The 17,986-nt window shown below is 66.5% G+C and carries 21 protein-coding genes; 10 read left to right on the forward strand and 11 right to left on the reverse strand.

Features of this window, described 5'->3' with window-relative positions:
* The first annotated feature begins 70 nt into the window (after positions 1–70).
* From ACYVDN_RS05425 to ACYVDN_RS05445, 5 genes are all read left to right on the forward strand, one after another.
* On the forward strand, positions 71–982 hold the full coding sequence (locus ACYVDN_RS05425; RefSeq protein ID WP_460569188.1) for an ABC transporter ATP-binding protein: 912 nt from the start codon (positions 71–73) through the stop codon (positions 980–982).
* Positions 979–1,851, forward strand: a complete 873-nt coding sequence (locus ACYVDN_RS05430; RefSeq protein ID WP_460569190.1) for an ABC-2 transporter permease — start codon at positions 979–981, stop codon at positions 1,849–1,851. Before ACYVDN_RS05425 ends, ACYVDN_RS05430 begins: the two co-directional genes overlap by 4 nt.
* Positions 1,852–2,044: 193 nt before the next feature.
* A complete protein-coding gene (locus ACYVDN_RS05435; RefSeq protein ID WP_460569192.1) occupies positions 2,045–3,322 on the forward strand; it encodes a mechanosensitive ion channel domain-containing protein in 1,278 nt (425 codons plus the stop codon).
* A 110-nt stretch (positions 3,323–3,432) separates the two neighbouring features.
* A complete protein-coding gene (locus ACYVDN_RS05440) occupies positions 3,433–3,834 on the forward strand; it encodes a globin (protein WP_460572256.1) in 402 nt (133 codons plus the stop codon).
* A gap of 113 nt (positions 3,835–3,947) precedes the next feature.
* A complete protein-coding gene (locus tag ACYVDN_RS05445) occupies positions 3,948–5,618 on the forward strand; it encodes an FAD-binding dehydrogenase (RefSeq protein WP_460569194.1) in 1,671 nt (556 codons plus the stop codon).
* Positions 5,619–5,678: 60 nt separating this feature from the next.
* Here the strand turns inward: ACYVDN_RS05445 and ACYVDN_RS05450 are convergent, their stop codons facing one another.
* Positions 5,679–6,368 (reverse strand): hypothetical protein, encoded by a 690-nt coding sequence (locus tag ACYVDN_RS05450; protein ID WP_460569196.1) that lies wholly within the window; start codon positions 6,366–6,368, stop codon positions 5,679–5,681.
* Positions 6,369–6,452: 84 nt separating this feature from the next.
* Here ACYVDN_RS05450 and ACYVDN_RS05455 point away from each other — a divergent pair, with 84 nt between their 5' ends.
* Together ACYVDN_RS05455 and ACYVDN_RS05460 are read left to right on the forward strand one after the other, a co-directional pair.
* Positions 6,453–7,331 (forward strand): acyl-CoA thioesterase, encoded by an 879-nt coding sequence (locus ACYVDN_RS05455; RefSeq protein ID WP_460569198.1) that lies wholly within the window; start codon positions 6,453–6,455, stop codon positions 7,329–7,331.
* A gap of 113 nt (positions 7,332–7,444) precedes the next feature.
* Positions 7,445–7,879, forward strand: coding sequence for a QcrA and Rieske domain-containing protein (locus tag ACYVDN_RS05460; RefSeq protein ID WP_460569200.1), 435 nt, complete (start codon positions 7,445–7,447; stop codon positions 7,877–7,879).
* Between the two features lie 47 nt (positions 7,880–7,926).
* Here the strand turns inward: ACYVDN_RS05460 and ACYVDN_RS05465 are convergent, their stop codons facing one another.
* The 4 genes from ACYVDN_RS05465 to ACYVDN_RS05480 form a co-directional block, all read right to left on the reverse strand.
* A complete protein-coding gene (locus ACYVDN_RS05465; RefSeq protein WP_460569202.1) occupies positions 7,927–8,412 on the reverse strand; it encodes an acyl-CoA thioesterase in 486 nt (161 codons plus the stop codon).
* A 1-nt stretch (position 8,413) separates the two neighbouring features.
* Positions 8,414–10,096 (reverse strand): ABC transporter ATP-binding protein, encoded by a 1,683-nt coding sequence (gene ettA, locus ACYVDN_RS05470; protein WP_460569204.1) that lies wholly within the window; start codon positions 10,094–10,096, stop codon positions 8,414–8,416.
* A gap of 120 nt (positions 10,097–10,216) precedes the next feature.
* The gene (locus ACYVDN_RS05475; protein WP_460569206.1) at positions 10,217–10,717 is read right to left on the reverse strand and encodes a DUF6993 domain-containing protein; all 501 of its coding nucleotides are present in this window, start codon (positions 10,715–10,717) and stop codon (positions 10,217–10,219) included.
* A 124-nt stretch (positions 10,718–10,841) separates the two neighbouring features.
* A complete protein-coding gene (locus ACYVDN_RS05480; RefSeq protein WP_460569208.1) occupies positions 10,842–11,474 on the reverse strand; it encodes a single-stranded DNA-binding protein in 633 nt (210 codons plus the stop codon).
* 225 nt (positions 11,475–11,699) lie between these two features.
* Between ACYVDN_RS05480 and ACYVDN_RS05485 the strand changes: the two genes are divergently transcribed.
* Together ACYVDN_RS05485 and ACYVDN_RS05490 are read left to right on the forward strand one after the other, a co-directional pair.
* The gene (locus ACYVDN_RS05485; RefSeq protein ID WP_460569210.1) at positions 11,700–12,713 is read left to right on the forward strand and encodes an aldo-keto reductase family protein; all 1,014 of its coding nucleotides are present in this window, start codon (positions 11,700–11,702) and stop codon (positions 12,711–12,713) included.
* Positions 12,714–12,815: 102 nt separating this feature from the next.
* On the forward strand, positions 12,816–13,565 hold the full coding sequence (locus ACYVDN_RS05490; RefSeq protein WP_460569212.1) for a hypothetical protein: 750 nt from the start codon (positions 12,816–12,818) through the stop codon (positions 13,563–13,565).
* 6 nt (positions 13,566–13,571) lie between these two features.
* Here the strand turns inward: ACYVDN_RS05490 and nadE are convergent, their stop codons facing one another.
* The 3 genes from nadE to ACYVDN_RS05505 all read right to left on the reverse strand — a co-directional run bounded on the left by nadE (position 13,572) and on the right by ACYVDN_RS05505 (position 15,519).
* The gene (gene nadE / locus ACYVDN_RS05495; protein ID WP_460569214.1) at positions 13,572–14,423 is read right to left on the reverse strand and encodes an ammonia-dependent NAD(+) synthetase; all 852 of its coding nucleotides are present in this window, start codon (positions 14,421–14,423) and stop codon (positions 13,572–13,574) included.
* Between the two features lie 75 nt (positions 14,424–14,498).
* Positions 14,499–15,116 carry a hypothetical protein gene (locus tag ACYVDN_RS05500; protein ID WP_460569216.1) on the reverse strand — a complete coding sequence of 206 codons (618 nt, stop codon included), beginning with the start codon at positions 15,114–15,116 and terminating at the stop codon, positions 14,499–14,501.
* A gap of 169 nt (positions 15,117–15,285) precedes the next feature.
* Entirely contained in the window at positions 15,286–15,519 is a 234-nt protein-coding gene (locus ACYVDN_RS05505; protein WP_460569218.1) for a helix-turn-helix domain-containing protein, read from the reverse strand.
* 226 nt (positions 15,520–15,745) lie between these two features.
* Here ACYVDN_RS05505 and ACYVDN_RS05510 point away from each other — a divergent pair, with 226 nt between their 5' ends.
* Complete coding sequence (locus ACYVDN_RS05510) at positions 15,746–15,922, forward strand: hypothetical protein (RefSeq protein ID WP_460569219.1); 177 nt, start codon at positions 15,746–15,748, stop codon at positions 15,920–15,922.
* A 121-nt stretch (positions 15,923–16,043) separates the two neighbouring features.
* On the opposite strand, the gene ACYVDN_RS05515 is transcribed toward ACYVDN_RS05510, so the two are convergent.
* The 3 genes from ACYVDN_RS05515 to ACYVDN_RS05525 form a co-directional block, all read right to left on the reverse strand.
* The gene (locus ACYVDN_RS05515) at positions 16,044–16,598 is read right to left on the reverse strand and encodes a recombinase family protein (protein ID WP_460569221.1); all 555 of its coding nucleotides are present in this window, start codon (positions 16,596–16,598) and stop codon (positions 16,044–16,046) included.
* 652 nt (positions 16,599–17,250) lie between these two features.
* Positions 17,251–17,685, reverse strand: coding sequence for a hypothetical protein (locus ACYVDN_RS05520; protein ID WP_460569223.1), 435 nt, complete (start codon positions 17,683–17,685; stop codon positions 17,251–17,253).
* An 82-nt stretch (positions 17,686–17,767) separates the two neighbouring features.
* Entirely contained in the window at positions 17,768–17,956 is a 189-nt protein-coding gene (locus ACYVDN_RS05525; protein WP_460569225.1) for a hypothetical protein, read from the reverse strand.
* Between the last annotated feature and the right edge of the window lie 30 nt (positions 17,957–17,986).

The following is a 17,986-nucleotide window of genomic DNA, read 5'->3' on the forward strand; positions in this document are numbered from 1 at the left end:
TCCCGCCGACCCGCCAGCGTCATCCCCTGGGTGGATGTCTGGGGCCCGTGCCTCCCATAACGTTGGGCACATGATCGAAATCGAAGGCCTCACCAAGAGGTACGGCCCCAAGCTGGCGGTGGACGACGTCTCCTTCACGGTGCGTCCCGGCATCGTCACAGGGTTCCTCGGCCCGAACGGCGCCGGCAAGTCCACGACCATGCGCATGATCGTCGGGCTCGACAAGCCGACTGCCGGCCACGCCCTGGTCGCTGGCAAGCCGTACGCGAAGCATCCTGCTCCCCTCCACGAGGTCGGAGCGCTGCTGGAGGCCAAGGCGGTGCACACGGGTCGCACCGCGTTCAACCACCTTCGCGCGCTGGCGGCCACGCACGGCATCCCGAAGAGCAGGGTGCACGACGTGATCGCGATGACCGGCCTCGAGTCGGTGGCGAACAAGCGGGTCGGCGGGTTCTCGCTGGGCATGGGCCAGCGTCTCGGCATCGCCGCTGCGCTGCTCGGCGACCCGCACACGCTCATCCTCGACGAGCCGGTCAACGGCCTCGACCCCGAAGGCGTGCGCTGGGTGCGCGAGTTCTGCCGCTACCTCGCATCGGAGGGCCGCACCGTCTTCATCTCGTCGCACCTGATGAGCGAGATGTCGCAGACTGCCGATCACCTGATCGTGCTCGGCCGCGGGCGGGTGCTCGCCGACGCCCCGATCTCCGACGTGATCGCAGGCGCCACCCGACGGCTGGTGCGGGTGCGCACCCCACGCGCCCAGGAGCTCACGGCCGCCCTCGCCGGCCCCGACGTCACCGTGACGTCGTACGACGACGGCGCGCTCGAGGTCGCGGGCCTCGACGCGTCGCGCATCGGCGACATCGCTGCGGCATCCGGCGTAGCACTGCACGAACTGACCCCGCTCAACGCGTCCCTCGAGGACGCCTACCTCGAACTCACCCAGGACGAGGTCGAGTACCACTCGGAGGTGACCCGATGACCACCGCAACCGGAACGAACGCCGGCACGGTCCCTGCAAGCCCGCTCGACGGCATCCGCCTCAGCTTCGGCGGAGTGCTGAACTCGGAGTGGATCAAGCTGCGCAGCCTGCGCTCCACGATGTGGTGCCTCGGGCTCGTCATCCTGTTCTCCGTCGGCTTCTCGGCACTCGTCGCAGGGGTCACTCCCGTCGACAACCTGTCGTCTGCGCCGTCCAACGCGCTCGCCGCCACCCTCGTCTCCGCATCGACGATCGGCGTCAACTTCACGCAGCTGGTCGCCGCCGTGCTCGGCGTGCTGGTGATCAGCGGCGAGTACAGCACCGGGATGATCCGCTCGACGTTCACCGCCGTGCCCGGCCGGCTCGGCGCCTACTTCGGCAAGCTCATCGTGCTCGCCGTCGTGGTGTTCGTCGTCTCGATCGTCTCGCTGGGCATCTCGTCCGTGGTCGCGACCGGCATCTACAACGCCCGTGGCGTGAACGCCGACCTCTTCGCGTCTGGGGTGCCGCTGCCGATCCTCGGCGGTGCCGCCTACCTCGCGCTGATCTCGATGCTCGCGTTCGCGTTCGGTGCGATCATCCGCAGCTCGGCCGGCGGCATCGCGGCGATCCTCGGCACCGTTCTGGTGTTGCCCGTCGCTGCGCGACTCGTCGGTGAGCTCACGCGGGCACAGTGGGTGTCGAACATCGCGGACTTCCTGCCGTCGGAGGCAGGTGGAAGGGTCTACGCGTACGCCGACCCGCACCCCGCTCCTGTGCCGAGCGGTGCGGTCTCCCTCGATGGGACCCAGGGTGTGCTGGTTCTTGTGGCGTGGGTCATCCTCGCCCTCGTGATCGGTGCGGTGCTTGTGAAGCGGCGCGACGTGTAGCGGCCAGGGGGAATCCGGGCTCGACGCCCGGCAACGGATGCCCGGGGACGCGTCTCGAAGACGCCGCCCCCGGGCATCCGTCGTCTCCACCGTCATCTGTGCCGCCGCCACGGCCCGCTCCCGATCGCCGCCCAGACCCTGCTCAGGGTCCGCACCCTGGATGCACATGGTCTCTTCGCTAAAATCAGGCGCGATGATCTTCGCCAGCCTTCTGCCCACCGCAACCGACATCACCAAAGCCTCGTTCTGGCAGTCAGTTCTCGCGGGCCTCGTGTCGTGGGGCTGGAAACTGGCCCAGATCGTGATCATCATCTTGATCGCGTTCCTCATCGCCTGGGTGATGCACTTCGTCATCCGACGCATCGTCAGGCGCATCGTCAGCGGCGTCAAGAACAAGCAGAACGTCGACGACACGCAGGCGCTCACCGCCTCGCCGATCGCGGCGGTGCGCGTCGTGCAACGCACCCGCACGCTCGGCACGGTGCTGAGCAACATCGTGAACGTCACGATCGTGATCATCGCGATCGTCGCCTGCGTGAATGTTGCGGACCAGAACATCTTCGGTTCTCTCGCGCTTCTCACTGCGGCGATCGGCGCCGGCCTCGGTTTCGGTGCGCAGAACATCGTCAAGGACGTGCTGAACGGTCTCTTCATGGTCATGGAGGACCAGCTCGGCGTCGGCGACGTCGTCGACCTCGGACCCGCGACGGGCATCGTCGAGGTCGTCGGCATCCGCATCACGCAGATCCGCGACGTGAACGGCACCCTGTGGTTCGTGCGCAACGGCGAGATCCTGCGCGTCGGCAACATGTCACAGGGCTGGGCGCGCGTCATCACCGACCTCGCCGTTCCCTACGACAGCGACGTCGAGGCGATCCAGGACCGCATGCTCCAGGTCGCGAACGAGCTCGCCACGACGCCCAAGTGGCGCGCGCGCATCGTCGAGCGGCCCGAGCTGTGGGGCATCGAGTCGGTCTCTGCGGAAGCGATCGTGCTGCGGATCGTGGTGAAGACGCGCACCACCGCGAAGGATGACGTGGCCAGGGAGCTGCGCCTGCGCCTCAAGACGGCTCTCGACGAGATGAACGTGACACTTCCCTCGCTCTCCAGCGTGGTGCTCACCGGCTTCGACGGGGCCGCCAGCATCTCGGGCGCGCATCCGCCTCGCACCAGGCCGAGCCCCGTCGTCACGACGGAGGACCCCGGGCCGAAGCGCAGGCGAGGCAGGAAGACGCCCGCCGATGCGGCAGGCCCCGCGCAGGCATCCGCATCCGTAAGGGCGTCCACGCCGCGGGCATCCTCTACATCGAAGACATCGGCTGCGCCACGCACGTCCGCCACGACTCAGCGGCACCCACTGGCGATCACGAAGCCGACGCCCGAGACGGATGGTGAGAAGGCGCCGAAGCATCCCTCACCCGGCGAGCACGGGCTGCAGAGCGACCATCATGAGGACGAGGGCCAGGAATGACCGAAGCGACTCCGATCGACGCGGGCGACGGCACCGTCAACGACGAGCGACCGCTGCCCGAGACGGAGCACGGCTCCCCCGCGCCGAGCGCGGCGCCCCTCACCCTGCGCATCTCGCAGGGCGGTGAAGCCGCGGCGGGCAACTTCTACGAGCAGGTCGGCGGCCACGAGACGTTCCAGCGGCTGGTGGACACGTTCTACCGCGGCGTCGCTGACGACCCGGTACTGCGCGAGATGTATCCGGAGGAAGACCTCGGGCCTGCGGCCGACCGCCTGCGCATGTTCCTCGAGCAGTACTGGGGCGGCCCGACCACGTACGGCGAGCTGCGAGGGCATCCACGGCTGCGCATGCGGCACATGCCGTTCAAGGTGAATCCGGATGCCAGGGACCGATGGCTCGGCCACATGCGCGCCGCGGTGGACGACCTCGCGCTGCCGCCCCTCTACGAGGCGACCCTCTGGTCGTACCTCGAGCGCGCGGCGCACGCGATGGTCAACACCTTCGAGGAGTGACGCGAACGCCGGCCGATTCGAAGTTGGTCAGCTGACTCAGTCATACTGCTCGGTAGCCGATGCCGCGACGAGCTCAGCGTCGGCCGCCGCATTCCGATCGAAGGAGACCCCGGATGCCAGCGACCCCCGATGCCGCGAACGAGTATGACGCCATCGTTGTCGGCGCAGGCCTTGCCGGCCTCGTGACCGCGAGCGAGCTTCTGGATGGCGGCAGGCGCGTACTCATCGTCGAGCAGGAGCCACCGCAGTCCCTCGGAGGGCAGGCCTTCTGGTCGTTCGGCGGGCTGTTCCTCGTCGACTCCCCCGAACAGAGACGTATGGGCGTGCACGACTCCCTCGAACTGGCGAGGCAGGACTGGTTCGGCACCGCCGGCTTCGACCGGGAGGAGGATGCCTGGCCGCGTCGTTGGGCGGAGGCGTATCTGGAGTTCGCTGCCGGTGAAAAGCGAGCCTGGCTTCGCTCGAAGGGCGTGAAGTTCTTCCCCGTCGTCGGCTGGGCGGAGCGCGGCAGCGGCACGGCGGGTGGTCACGGCAACTCGGTACCCCGCTTCCACATCACCTGGGGAACCGGGCCCGGTCTGCTCGCGCCGTTCATCCAGCGGGTCGAGCAGGGCGAGTCGGATGGCACCGCCAGGCTTGCACATCGGCACAGGGTCGACGGGCTCGTCGTCGAGGACGACCGTGTCGTCGGAGTGCGCGGCAGCGTGCTCGCCCCCGACAACATGGAGCGCGGCGTGGCGAGCAACCGCGACGTGGTCGGCGAGTTCGAGTTCCGTGCTCCCGCTGTGGTCGTAACGTCGGGCGGCATCGGCGGCAACCACGAGCTGGTTCGCCGCAACTGGCCGGAGCGGCTCGGCACTCCCCCGGAGCGCATGCTCGCCGGCGTTCCTGCGCACGTCGACGGCCGCATGATCGCCATCTCGGAGCAGGCGGGGGCCAGGGTGATCAACGGCGACCGCATGTGGCACTACACGGAGGGCATCCAGAACTGGGACCCGGTGTGGCAGAACCACGGCATCCGCATTCTGCCCGGCCCGTCATCCCTCTGGTTCGACGCGGAAGGCAACCGGCTGCCCGCCCCTCTGTTCCCAGGGTTCGACACGCTCGGAACCCTCGAGCACATCCAGAGCACAGGACACGACTACACGTGGTTCGTGCTCACGCAGAAGATCCTCGAGAAGGAGTTCACGCTCTCGGGCAGCGAGCAGAACCCCGACCTCACGGGTAAGGACATCCGCCTCCTGCTGCAACGCGTGCGGCCGGGCGCACCCGGCCCGGTCGACGCATTCAAGCGGAACGGCGCCGACTTCGTCGTCGCATCGACCCTGCCCGAGCTTCTGGCGGGCATGAGGGGCATCGCCGACATGCCGTTCGACGAGACGGCGATCGAGCGCAGCGTCGTCGAGCACGATCGGGAGCTCGACAACCGTTTCTCGAAGGATGCCCAGCTCGCGGCCGTCACCGCCGCAAGGAGGTACCGCGGCGACAAGCTCATCAGGGTGGCGTCACCGCACAAGTTCCTCGACCCGAAGTCCGGACCGCTGATCGCCGTGAAGCTGCACATCCTCACCCGCAAGACCCTCGGCGGCCTGGAGACCGACCTTCACGGCAGGGCGCAGAACGCGGCAGCAGAGACGGTGCAGGGGCTCTACGCCGCAGGCGAGGTCAGCGGCTTCGGCGGTGGAGGGGTGCACGGGTATCGCTCGCTGGAGGGCACGTTCCTCGGTGGATGCCTGTTCTCCGGCCGACAGGCCGCCAGAGGGGTTCTCGCGGATGCGGGCTGAGGCACTGCGTCTCCGTCTCCTGCAGCCCCAGAGCCGCCGAGGCCGCATCCCCGTGGGTTGTCAGCCGCGCAAGGACCAGGCGGGACGCTTCACCAGCACGTGACCGCGACGCAGGGTGAGCCTGGTCCACGGGCCTGACTCGTGCACGCCGACGACCTCGTCGGGCTCGACCGCGAATCCGAGCGACTGCGCAGCGAACGCGGCTCCGGCTGCGACGTACTCCAGCTGCGGAATGGGCCTGCTCCACACCTCGCCCCGAACGCGCTGCACCAACTGCTCCCCCGTGCCCGAAGGGATCGCCTCGGCGACATCCGCGATGCCCTCGGCGGCTGCGCGCTCGAGCACCCCGGCCGTAGTCTCTCCGACGCGATGCCATCCCGCACGGGGAGGGGTGATTCCCGCCCACGTCACGGTGCTGACCTCCAGCGGCAGGCGGATGCCGATGGGTGCCTCAGGGTCGGCGAGCTGCTGTGTGGCATCCGCCGCCCTTGCAAGGCGATCGAGCAACGAGCGGGTGGGCACGACGGCGTCGAATGCGGCCTCGGGATCCGTCACGAACGTGCGCAGACCGAGCACCGTCGGGATGTGATCGAGCAGGCTGCGCGGATAGAGGATGGCCGTGTAGACGGCCAGCACACCCGACCCTGCGATGAGGCGAACGGAGCCGTCCTCGACGCGGCCGGCACGCGAGAGGTACACCTGGAGGTCGGAGACGGCGAGGGTGTCGACCAGGGAGAAGAACTGACTCATGTGCTGTCTAAACTAACGGAATGCGACGGCCGACACGGCCCTCACACGACGTCAGCGGCACGACCTGAAGACTCGAGAGGCACCATGACCCAACCCCTCGACGGCATGCTCTCCGCCCTCGATCTGACCGACACCGGCGCACGCACCGACGAGGACATCTTCACGGGTCCGAGTCAGTGGATGCCACACGGGCGCGTCTTCGGCGGCCAGGTGCTCGCACAGTCCCTCGTGGCCGCGATGCGCACCCTCCCGGAGGGCAGGTCGGTGCATTCGATGCACGGCTACTTCCTGCGCCCCGGAGATGTGAACAAGCCGATCACGTTCAGCGTCGACCGCATTCACGACGGCCGCTCGTTCGCGACCCGCCGCACGCAGGCATACCAGGACGGCCTTCCGATCCTGTCGATGATCGCCTCGTTCCAAGACCCGGACACCGGGCTCGATCATCAGCAAGACATGCCGGCCGACATCCCCGATCCTGAAGACGTGCCGAGCGACGCCGAGCTGCTTGCCGGCTTCGAGCATCCGGTCGGACGGTATTGGCGCGACGAGCGGCCCTTCGATCTGCGGCACATCCCGTCCCCCGTGTACGTGCGGGTGGATGGCGAGCACGTGGCACATCAGGCCGTGTGGTTCAAGACGTTCGATCGTCTGCCGGATGACCCCAATCTGCACCGCGCAGCTCTCGCGTACGCCAGCGACTACTCGATCCTGGAGCCGGTGATGCGCAGGCACGGGGTGAGCTGGGCGACGCCAGGCCTCAAGATCGCCAGCCTCGACCACGCGATGTGGTGGCACCGGTTCAGCAGGGTGGACGAGTGGCTGCTCTACGTGCAGGAGTCGCCGAGCGCCACAGGGGGTCGCGGGCTCTCACTGGCGCGAATCTACAACCGTGAAGGACTGCTCATCGCCAACGTCGCCCAGGAGGGCATGATCCGCCTTCCGAGCGTTTCGGACGGCTGACGCACGCGCTCATCAGAACCATTCAGCCTGAACCAAGACGGCCCGGCCATCGTGTCTTGTAGACGTGCGCCGGCGGCGCCCGATCCGAACGCCTGACCGAGAGGACCCATCACGTGAGCCGAAGCGAGACCAGCACCGGGATCATCCTCACGCGTCGCGCCGCCATGGCGGGCGCGACCGCTGCGATCGGGGCCGTGTCGCTCGCGGCCTGCTCAGCTCAGGGCGGGGGAACCTCGAACGAGGTGCCCGCAGGGGCGTCGACCACGCTGAAGCTCTCGGATGTGCCTGTTGGCGGCTCCGTCTCGGCGAAGGTCGGCGACGCGCCGATCCTCGTCGCGCAGCCGAAGGCCGGCACCGTCGTCGCGTTCTCGGCCATCTGCACGCACGCAGGATGCGTCGTGCTGCCAGGGAAGGGTGAGTTCGACTGCCCGTGCCACGGGTCGCGCTACAACGACACGACCGGTGCGGTCATCCGGGGGCCCGCACCGTCACCCTTGACGAAGCTGAAGGCGTCCGTCGATGGTGACACGATCACCATCACGTCCTGACGCCGGCTCGCGATCGCTGCTCGACAAGCTGCGGCGACCCGACCGCGTCAGTGCCGGTGGAACTCGATCTTCGGCTCCTGGTAGGGCGACCAGGCCGCGCGTTCGCGGTCGTTGATGCGTCGCGGACGACCGGATGCCGCATCGACGAGCACGATCGTGGTCGCCGCTCGCGCATACAAGGTCGCGGGATCGGCCCCGGCCGGTGACCACACCTCGTAGCAGAGCTCCAGGCTCGCGCCGCCGATGGCGCCAACCCAGAGCTGGATGTCGAGGGGCTGGCGCAGATACGGGATCGGCGCCAGGTACTCGATCTCCTGCCGTGCGATCAGGCTCAGGGTGTCGGCGCCGGGGCGTCCGTCGAGCACCGCCGTCGAGGCTCCGAGCGCTTCACCGCTGTCGACGTCCGTCTCGTCAGTGGTCCACAACGCCAGGATGCGCGCCTCTTCGAGGAGGCGCAGCATCTCGGCGTTGTTGACGTGTCCGTAGGCGTCGAGATCGCTCCAGCGCAGCCTGATGGGGACGTTGAGGCGCACGCTAGTCCCGGGTCAGCTTGCGGTACGCGGAGCGGTGCGGCTTCGCCGCGTCGGGGCCGAGACGCTCGATCTTGTTCTGCTCGTACGCCTCGAAGTTGCCCTCGAACCAGTACCAGTCGGCCGGGTCCTCATCCGTGCCCTCGTACGCCAGGATGTGCGTCGCGATGCGGTCGAGGAACCACCGGTCGTGGGTGATCACCACCGCGCACCCGGGGAATTCCAGCAGAGCGTTCTCAAGGCTGGACAGTGTCTCGACATCCAGGTCGTTCGTGGGCTCGTCGAGAAGCAGCAGGTTGCCGCCCTGCTTGAGCGTGAGTGCCAGGTTGAGGCGGTTGCGCTCACCACCGGAGAGCACACCGGCCTTCTTCTGCTGGTCGGGACCCTTGAAACCGAAGGTGGAGACGTAGGCGCGGCTGGGCACCTCGACCTTGCCGACCTGGATGTAGTCCAGCCCGTCGGAGACGACCTCCCACAGCGACTTGTTGGGGTCGATGCCGCCACGGGTCTGGTCGACGTAGGAGATCTCCACGGTCTCGCCGACCTTGAGCTCACCGCCGTCGAGCGGCTCCAGGCCGACGATGGTCTTGAAGAGCGTCGTCTTGCCGACACCGTTCGGGCCGATGACCCCGACGATGCCGTTGCGCGGAAGCGTGAAGGTGAGCCCGTCGATGAGAGTCCGCTCGCCGAAGCCCTTCTGCAGGTTCTTCGCGTCGATGACCACCTGGCCGAGGCGCGGCCCCGGCGGAATCTGGATCTCTTCGAAGTCGAGCTTTCTCGTGCGCTCCGCCTCGGCAGCCATCTCTTCGTAGCGAGCCAGACGCGCCTTGGACTTGGCCTGGCGGCCCTTCGCGTTGCTGCGCACCCAGTCGAGCTCGTCGGCAAGGCGCTTGGAGAGCTTGGCGTCCTTCTTGCCCTGAACCTGCAGGCGTTCGCGCTTCTTCTCGAGGTAGGTCGAGTAGTTGCCCTCGTAGGGGTAGAGGTGGCCGCGGTCGACCTCGGCGATCCACTCGGCGACGTGGTCGAGGAAGTACCTGTCGTGCGTGACCGCGAGCACGGCGCCGTGGTACTGCTTCAGGTGCTGCTCGAGCCAGAGCACGCTCTCGGCGTCGAGGTGGTTCGTCGGCTCGTCGAGCAGCAGCAGGTCGGGCTTCTGCAGCAGAAGCTTGCACAGCGCGACGCGGCGCTTCTCACCTCCGGAGAGTACGGAGACGGGTGTGTCGGACGGCGGACAGCGCAGCGCGTCCATCGCCTGCTCGAGCTGGGAGTCGAGGTCCCACGCGTCAGCGGCGTCGATCTCCTCCTGCAGCGTGCCCATCTCGGCGAGCAGGGTGTCGAAGTCGGCGTCCGGCTCGGCCATTGCGGCCGAGATCTCGTTGAACCGATCGATCTTGGCCTTGATCTCGCCGACGCCCTCCTGCACGTTCTCGAGCACGGTCTTCGACTCGTCGAGCTCGGGCTCCTGCATGAGGATGCCGACGCTGAAGCCCGGCGTGAGCTTGGCCTCACCGTTCGACGGAGTGTCGAGACCCGCCATGATCTTCAGGATCGTGGACTTTCCGGCGCCGTTCGGGCCGACCACACCGATCTTCGCCCCCGGCAGAAACGCCATGGTGACGTCGTCGAGGATGAGCTTGTCGCCCACCGCCTTTCGGGCGCGGACCATCGAGTAGATATATTCGGCCATGCGCCCAGTCTATGGGCGGGGACGGGCCGCCTCTGTGCGCCGGATCGGCGCGAACCACGGGGTCAGGGCTCCGCACGCCGTGGCGTCACGACCGCCGAGCTACCGATCACCACCGCGGACCTACTGGATAGGAACGGTGTCGCCGATCAGACACTTGCCGGTGCCCAGCACGGGGGCGACTTCGCTGTGGTAGCCACCGATGTCGGTGCCGAACTGTCCGATCATGCAGCCGCCGTTGATCAGCACGGAGAACTGCAGCGACCCCGGTTGGAGATTCACCGTCGTCCTATCGGCAGTGACCTGCATGTCTGCCTTAGAGAACCCCGCTGCCGCAAGCCCGTCGACGAATTGCTGTCCGGTCGGCGACGGGTTCGCCGCGATCGTGCGGCGGTTCACGTAGTCGAAGTAGCCGAGGTTCTCCTTCGCCGAGCCCTTCGGGTTGACTGTCGGAACCACGCTCGGGACAGGGGCGGGCGCACTGGACGTCACGCTGGGCTTCGCGGTCGAGGTCGGGGTCGGTGCGGCCGAGGAGCAGGCGGCAAGCCCGAGCGCCAGCACGGGAGCGACGACGGCCGACAGCACGGCGAGGTGCGACCGGCGCGTGTGCCTGCTGAAACCCACGGAACCGACTCCCCTCGCACCGATACCGCCTCAGACGGCCAACGGGTCAGAAGTCTATGGGCACCGTGCTTCGATTTGCCTGCCAGCGGGTGCGGGGTCCTCGTAGAGCAGGAACGGCGCGCGCTCAGAAGGGCGGCTCCGCGTCGGAGAACACCAGCTCCCGCGCCTCCGGTTCGTCCTGATCCTCCGCATCCCGCTCCTCGACGGCCTCTGGCATAACGTCGAGGGCCGCACTGGCCGAGGCCGTGACGGAGGCAGTCGCCTGGGCGGTGGCGGACGAGCCGGCGGGACCACCGGGGAGAGCCCAACCGTCGGCATCCACCGCCGACACGTCGGGCGCCTGCCCCTGCGTCGCCGCGACCGCGATCGGCACCGGGGCCGGCGACGTACCGGGCGCAACGGCCGAGTTCTTCGTGTAGACGGTGGTGCCGAACATGAGGTCGTGTCCGATGCCGTCAGCGAGCAATTCGACGCTGATGCCGTGCTTGCCGTCCCGTTCCCACTCGTTGACCTTGAGGCGTCCCATGACGACAACGCGATCGCCTCTCGACAGGGACTTCGCGCCGTTCTCCGCGAGTCGACGGAAGGCGACGACCGTGTACCAGTTGGTCTCCCCGTTCTCCCAGGCGTTGCCGTCGCGATTGAACCTGCGCTGATTCGATCCGAGCCTGAACGTGAGCCTGGCCAGACCGTTGCCGACCATCATGAGGGTCGGATCGCTTCCGACCACGCCGACGGCAGAGACGATGTCCTGCATGAGCTTGCCTTCCTGAGTGTGCGCGCGTGCGCGTTGGTTGTCAGTGACTTCACCACCCAGTCGCTGCGGAGCGACCGGGCCCGTGCGGTCCACTTTCCCTGGAAGACGGCACGCGAAGGCGGGGAAGGCAGGCGACCGGGGAGAACCTCTCCACGGGCATCCCTGGGGACGAAGGGATGCCTGCCGAGGTCAGCGACCGCGCGGATCGATCAATACGATGCAGGCATGACCTATGTTGCCGATGCCCACCGATACGACTCGATGACCTACCGCCGCGTTGGGCGCAGCGGACTCAGCCTTCCGACCGTGTCGTTGGGTCTTTGGCACAACTTCGGCGACTCCCGGCCGATCGACACCCAGCGTGCCGTGGTGCGCCGTGCGTTCGACCTCGGCGTCACGCACTTCGACCTCGCGAACAACTACGGCCCGCCTGCCGGCTCCGCGGAGACGAACTTCGGCCGCATCTTCGCCGAGGACCTCGCGCCCTACCGCGACGAGGTCATCATCTCGACCAAGGCGGGCTACTACATGCACGAGGGACCCTACGGCGAGTGGGGGTCGCGCAAGTACATGCTGTCCTCGCTCGACCGTTCCCTTCAGCGGCTCGGACTCGACTATGTCGACATCTACTACTCGCACCGTCCCGACCCCGAGACCCCCGTCGAAGAGACCATGGGAGCCCTCGCAACGGCCGTGCGTCAGGGCAAGGCGCTCTACGCCGGGATCTCCAACTACAGCCCGGAGCAGACCAGAGCCGCTGCCGCCGCGCTCGCGGCCGAGGGCGTGCCGCTGCTCATCCATCAGCCCAGTTACTCGATGTTCAACCGTCACGTCGAGCAGGGCCTTCTCGAGACGCTCGACGACCTCGGCGTCGGCGCCATCGTCTTCTCGCCCTTGCAGCAGGGGCTCCTCACCGACCGTTATCTGTCCGGATCGGTCCCAGGTGACTCGCGCGCGGCGACGAGCGTCTTCCTGCACGCCGAGAACATCACCGGCGAGTACCTGGAACGCGCACGGGCCCTGAACGAGATCGCCGAAGGACGCGGGCAGACTCTGGCCCAGCTCGCGCTGAGCTGGGTGCTGCGGCACCGGCAGGTGACGAGTGCGCTGATCGGAGCGTCGAGCGTCGCGCAGCTGGAGCAGAACATGGGCGCCGTGCACGCCGCACCGCTCACCGACGACGAGCTCGCCGCGATCGAGACCTTCGCCATCGACGGAACAGGCCGTCCGGCATCCTGATCCCGGAGGTCGACCCGGCCGGATGACCGAGCGGATGACGAATCCGCTCGGTCCCGGCATGCCTCACCGGCTCATGGCAGTCGCCCAGGTAGCGTTCGCTGCATGCAGTGGTGGAATGACTTTTCGGGGTGGCTCACGTCACAGGACGCTCAGCCGGTGATCTTCACCGCGGTCGTGCTTCTCGTGTCCATCGTTATTGCCGGACTGCTGTCGGCATGGATCGCCCGTGGTGCGATCCATGGACTGCTGTCACGCGCTGAGCGTGAGCAGAAGGCCGCCGCCGTCGCAGCCCTCGTGGATGCCGCCGTCGAGGCGTCCGTCTGGAACTCGCTCACTCCGGGTGAGCAGGTTCTCTCCGACCGCTCCGTCGGCCAGGCCGACATCCTGGTGCGCCTGCTGCCCCTGAAGGGTGCTGCGGTCGCCGCGGACTGGGCTGCCCACCAGCTCGCCGAGCTCAAACGCAACTCGGCAACCTACGGCTACAACCTGGACCCGGCCATCGTCGAGTTCCGAGACCGGCTGGTCGAGTGGCAGAACAAGCCGCGCCGCACTCGTCGATTGTTCCTCGAAGATCTCGAGCGGTGGCGCTTCGAGAGCACGTCGAGCGAGCAGACAGCTCTCGCCGACCAAGACCAGTGGGTCGCGAAGCAGCACCACGAGCAGTTCGCCGACACGAAGCCGACGGTGTCGACGTCCACCGCCGCAAAGCCGGCTGCGACGAGGCCGGTCACCACACCGGATGCCCAGGACGCAACCACTGACGACACCGTTGCGCTGCCCCAGTACGCGGGCGTCGCCGATCCGGTCGGTGCCTACGCGGCTCGCAAGCCGACGGGTCTCAGCGCGGACTGACGCCGGTCAGCGTTCGGTTGACGCCGACGTGTCGCCTGAGCTCCACCACGACTCGAACGGAGTCGCGGGAGTACGCCGCTTGTGCTGCGTCGTGAGGTACTTCACCTCGACGGCGTGCGCGACGTCGTCATCCACATCGAGACCTTCCAGGTATGCGTCGATGTCGCGGTAGCTGATGCCCAGATTGTCCTCGTCGGTCTGGCCAGGCGTGTCGTCGAGCAGGTCTGCTGTCGGAGACTTCTCGTAGAGGCGGGCCGGCGCGCCGAAGTGCTCGAGCAGCTGCCTGCCCTGGCTCTTCGTGAGACCCGTGATCGGGGTCAGGTCGACTCCCCCGTCGCCGTATTTCGTGAAGAATCCCGTCACGGCCTCTGCGGCATGGTCGGTGCCGACGACGAGCAACCCGCGCTGCCCCGCGATCGCGTACTGGGCGACCATGCGCATCCTCGCCTTGACGTTGCCCTTCACGAAATCGCGGAGTGGCTCGCCCATCGCGTCGGAGAACTCCGCGGCGATGCCGTCGACTCCGCGCTGCACGTTGAACTCGACGGTGCGCTGAGGACGGATGAACTCCAGCGCGAGCCGTGCGTCATCCTCGTCTGCCTGCACCGCGTACGGCAGCCGGACGGCGATGAACTCGGCGTCGAGGCCGGACGCCTGCATGCGCTCGACCGCGAGCTGACAGAGCTTGCCGGTGAGGGACGAGTCCTGTCCGCCGCTGATGCCGAGCACGAAGCCTCGGGCGCCGGATGCCCGTGCGTAGTCCACGAGGAACGACACCCTTGCCTCGATCTCGGCTGCCGGGTCGATGGTGGGCTTCACGCCCAGCTCGCGGATGATCTCCGCCTGAAGTTCGCGCATACACCGACCCTATTCCGCTCATGTTTCAGCCATGCAACGCGGACGGGCAGCGATCGACGGATGACCAGCCAGACGCTATCGGCGTGCTCGGTCATCCACCTGCACCGGGTAGCCGGCACGCAGCACGGCGACGGTCGCAGGCGGCGTGATGAGCGTCGCGGTTCCGCTCTTCGGGCGTGGTGCGGCAGCACCGTATCCCGCGGTCGTCCACTCGACGAGCCGGTCCCCGAGGATGAGCCTCGGTGTGTCATCCACGAGCACGAAGGCTCCGTCGGGAAGATCGCGCCACGGCGACTCGTGCAGTCTTCGACGGTGCGTGCCCTTGTAAAGCCGCTCGGCATGAAGCTGCGCGTTGATCTGTCCGGCGGTGGGTCGGGGGCCGCCGAGCTCCGACGCCCAGGCATCCGCATACGAGACGTAGGCGTCGTGACGGCACTCGGAGCACGGACGATGTCCGGCCGCGAACGCCACGGCCTCGTCGTGGAAGAACAGGAAGGTGTAGTGGTGCGGCTTCCACTGCTCCTGCCAGCGGCCGCGGAACTCGAGCGCGCAGACGATCCAGAGGTTGCCAGAGTGGAACCGCACGATCTCGCGGTCCTCGTGCACGCGGCCGCGATTGCCCGTCCAGGCGCCGCGAAGCGGAACGGCGACGATGTCTCCGAGCGGTGTGACGCGGTTTCGCTGAGGCGTCATGTGCCCCCGGCAGGAATCGAACCTGCGACCAAGAGATTAGAACTCATACGATCACATCCTATGGCCCTGACTAACGATGATTCGCCTGATCAGGCGTTTTGGTTCTCGTCGGTTGCATGGCGATCACCCCGAATGTCACTGAATGTACGGGGTAAATACGGGGTATGAGTTAGATGGCACGCTTGCGGCCGCGTGACTGGTTCGACTGCTTCCACGGGTCCTTCGGCCGCGTCAAGAACTCATCCACCGTGGACAATCGGAAACGCCACGCCCTACCCACCTTCGTGCCGGGCAGCTCACCCGCGCGAGCCTGGTTCAGAACGGTCTTCACCGAGATCCCCAGATGCGCTCCAACTTCCTCAGAAGTAACCCACCGCTCTTCATCGTTTGCCATAGAGGCCATCCAAGCGAAGCGCCGAGGGCCCAACGACCTTCATTACGACCCCGCTGCCACCAAACTGACCAAACGGACCGCAACATGACCAAGCGGTCAGATGGCGATACGGAAGCGATCCCATTTGTTACAGAGGAAGCACGCACCACCGAAGCATCACGATCAACACGGCTCGATCATGATGATGCACGCAGGCACTTTGCGTGAGCCCTGGGTGGCACGCCAGAGTAGAACGATGAACGCCATGCGCGAATACCTCGCCGCCGTAGACACCTACAAGCATCACGAGGAACTGCGAGCAGCGTCGCTGACGCTCGATCAAACAGGCACAGATCTGAACGGTCTCGCCGAAATCGCCAAGCAGAAACTCGCCGCAGTCCTAGCCGAGATCAACGCCGAACAAGCCAACTAGAAAACCGAGTTTCAGAAAATATCTCGCAGATTTTTCAGAACCGAGATCCTCAAGCTGTTCGCGTAAGGGTGCGAGCACGGCGGGGTGGTGGCGCTCGCCGAAAGGGGCCCCCGGGTGGGGGTCAGTCGAGCTTGAGGTACCGGAAGACGGTCGCGCGTGAAACACCAACGGCGCCGGCGATGTCGTCTGCCGTCAAGCCCATGTTGTGGAGTGACTTGACCTTGCGGACAGTGGCGTCGGTCACCTTGCGCGGGCGCCCACCGTGCCGGTTGTTGCGTGCTGCGGCGGCCAACCCTGCGCGTGTGCGTTCAAGCATCGTGTCGCGCTCTAGCTGGGCAAACGCGGCCATGATGGTGAGCATCGCTGTCCCCATCGGTCCGGTCGTGTCCAAGCCCTCAGTTAGGCTCCTGAAGCCGACACCACGGTCACGCAGACCGTCAACGAACTCGAGCACGAGCCGCGTGTTTCTGCCGAGCCTGTCGAGCTTCCACACAGTGAACACGTCACCAGGCCGCAGATGATCGAGTGCCGCCCTAAGCTGCGGACGATCGAGCGTTGAGCCCGAGACGCCTTGGTCAGCGAATAGCCGTTGCGCGCCGGCCTCGTTGAGTGCGTCGACCTGCAGGTCAAGGTTCTGATCCGTGGTGGAAACACGTGCGTACCCGATGATCGCCATGGCTAGCTCCTGTCGCATAATGCCGTCAATCCCAGTCTAAGTATCAATACACGGGATTACAAGACTGTTCATCCGCGTAATTCCGCGACTTATCGCCCATCCCGCAGAGTCGCTGAAACCCATGGTATTTGCGACCTGTCATGCGCGCGGGGCGTTCTCAGAGCTGCTGCAGATCACGCAGACGAGAGGATGGCGACTGGTTTCACCCCCTGTTGTGGGAGGTGGTTGCTGTTGGTCTGGTCGACGTAGATTCGGCCCGGGCACGTCGGTGTGCTCAGAGATGGTGGGTTCTTGATGCGTTTTGCTGTTGGCGAGAATCGCGCGGGCACGTACACCTGGTGGCTCTACAGCGGGAGTGATTTGGTGGCGTGGGCTGGTGAGTCGTTCGCAAGCCACTACAACGCTCAGCGCGCCGCGACCGCGTTCAAGAACGGCGCCTCTACTGCACGCTATGACATCTATCAGGATGCTGCTCAGGAGTGGCGTTGGCGTGCTTGGCGTAGCAGCGACCGCGTTGCTTCGTCTGGAGAGGCATTTGCGTCGAAGTACAACGCTGAACGGGCTGCCGAGAACGTGCGGGTGAACGCTGGTGGTGCTTCTGGGGCTTGACGAGCGCTAGTAGTTCCCGGTCGAATGAGCGTGGGAGTGCATCTCAGATGGTGATTGCGGGATAGGGAGGCAGATCCCGAGCCCAGACTTCATACTCGCCGTCGCTGTCGAAACGTTCGAAGCCATGCCGCTCGAGCATGGCGAGTGACGCGTGATTTTGACGGTGAACCTTCCCGTAGACACCGAAGTCGGTTCCGTTGGCGTCGTTGAGCCGTTCCAGGGTGAGCAGCGTTTCCGTCATCATCTCATCGCCATACCCGTTGCAGTGGCAGCGGTTTGCGCGCGCCATAGCGTTGATGAAGTGCGCGGGTGGGTCATCGGTCTCTCGTGCCGTCTGCCATTGAGAAACGCATGCGAGCCCCTGCTCGTCGTAGCCGAGCAGTACAGCGCTCCCGTCTCGAAATGGCGGACGCAGGTCGCGGATCCCGGCCTGAACCTCGATTTGGTAAGGGCGATCGTGTACCGGTTGCCGAGTCACAGGATCACGCCCGACTCGTTCGGGGTAGAGACAACAGAATTGTTGGAGATCCGCGATCGAGTCACGATCCCCAAAGCGCCACCTAAGCGGCACGCTTCCGCTTGAGCCACTCAGCGAACGCGTGGTGGTCCTTCGCGGTAGGACGGTAGATCTCACGGTAACGCTCGACGGCCTGTTGCCGCTCTTCCGTGGTGAGGCCATCGTCGGGCACGACACCGTGACCCGTGGCCACGGTGGCCGTCCTCAAGGAGAAGAATCCCCGTCCGTTCATGCTCGACACGATACCCAACTTTCCTTCAGA

The sequence above is a fragment of the Humibacter soli genome (genome assembly GCF_054779035.1).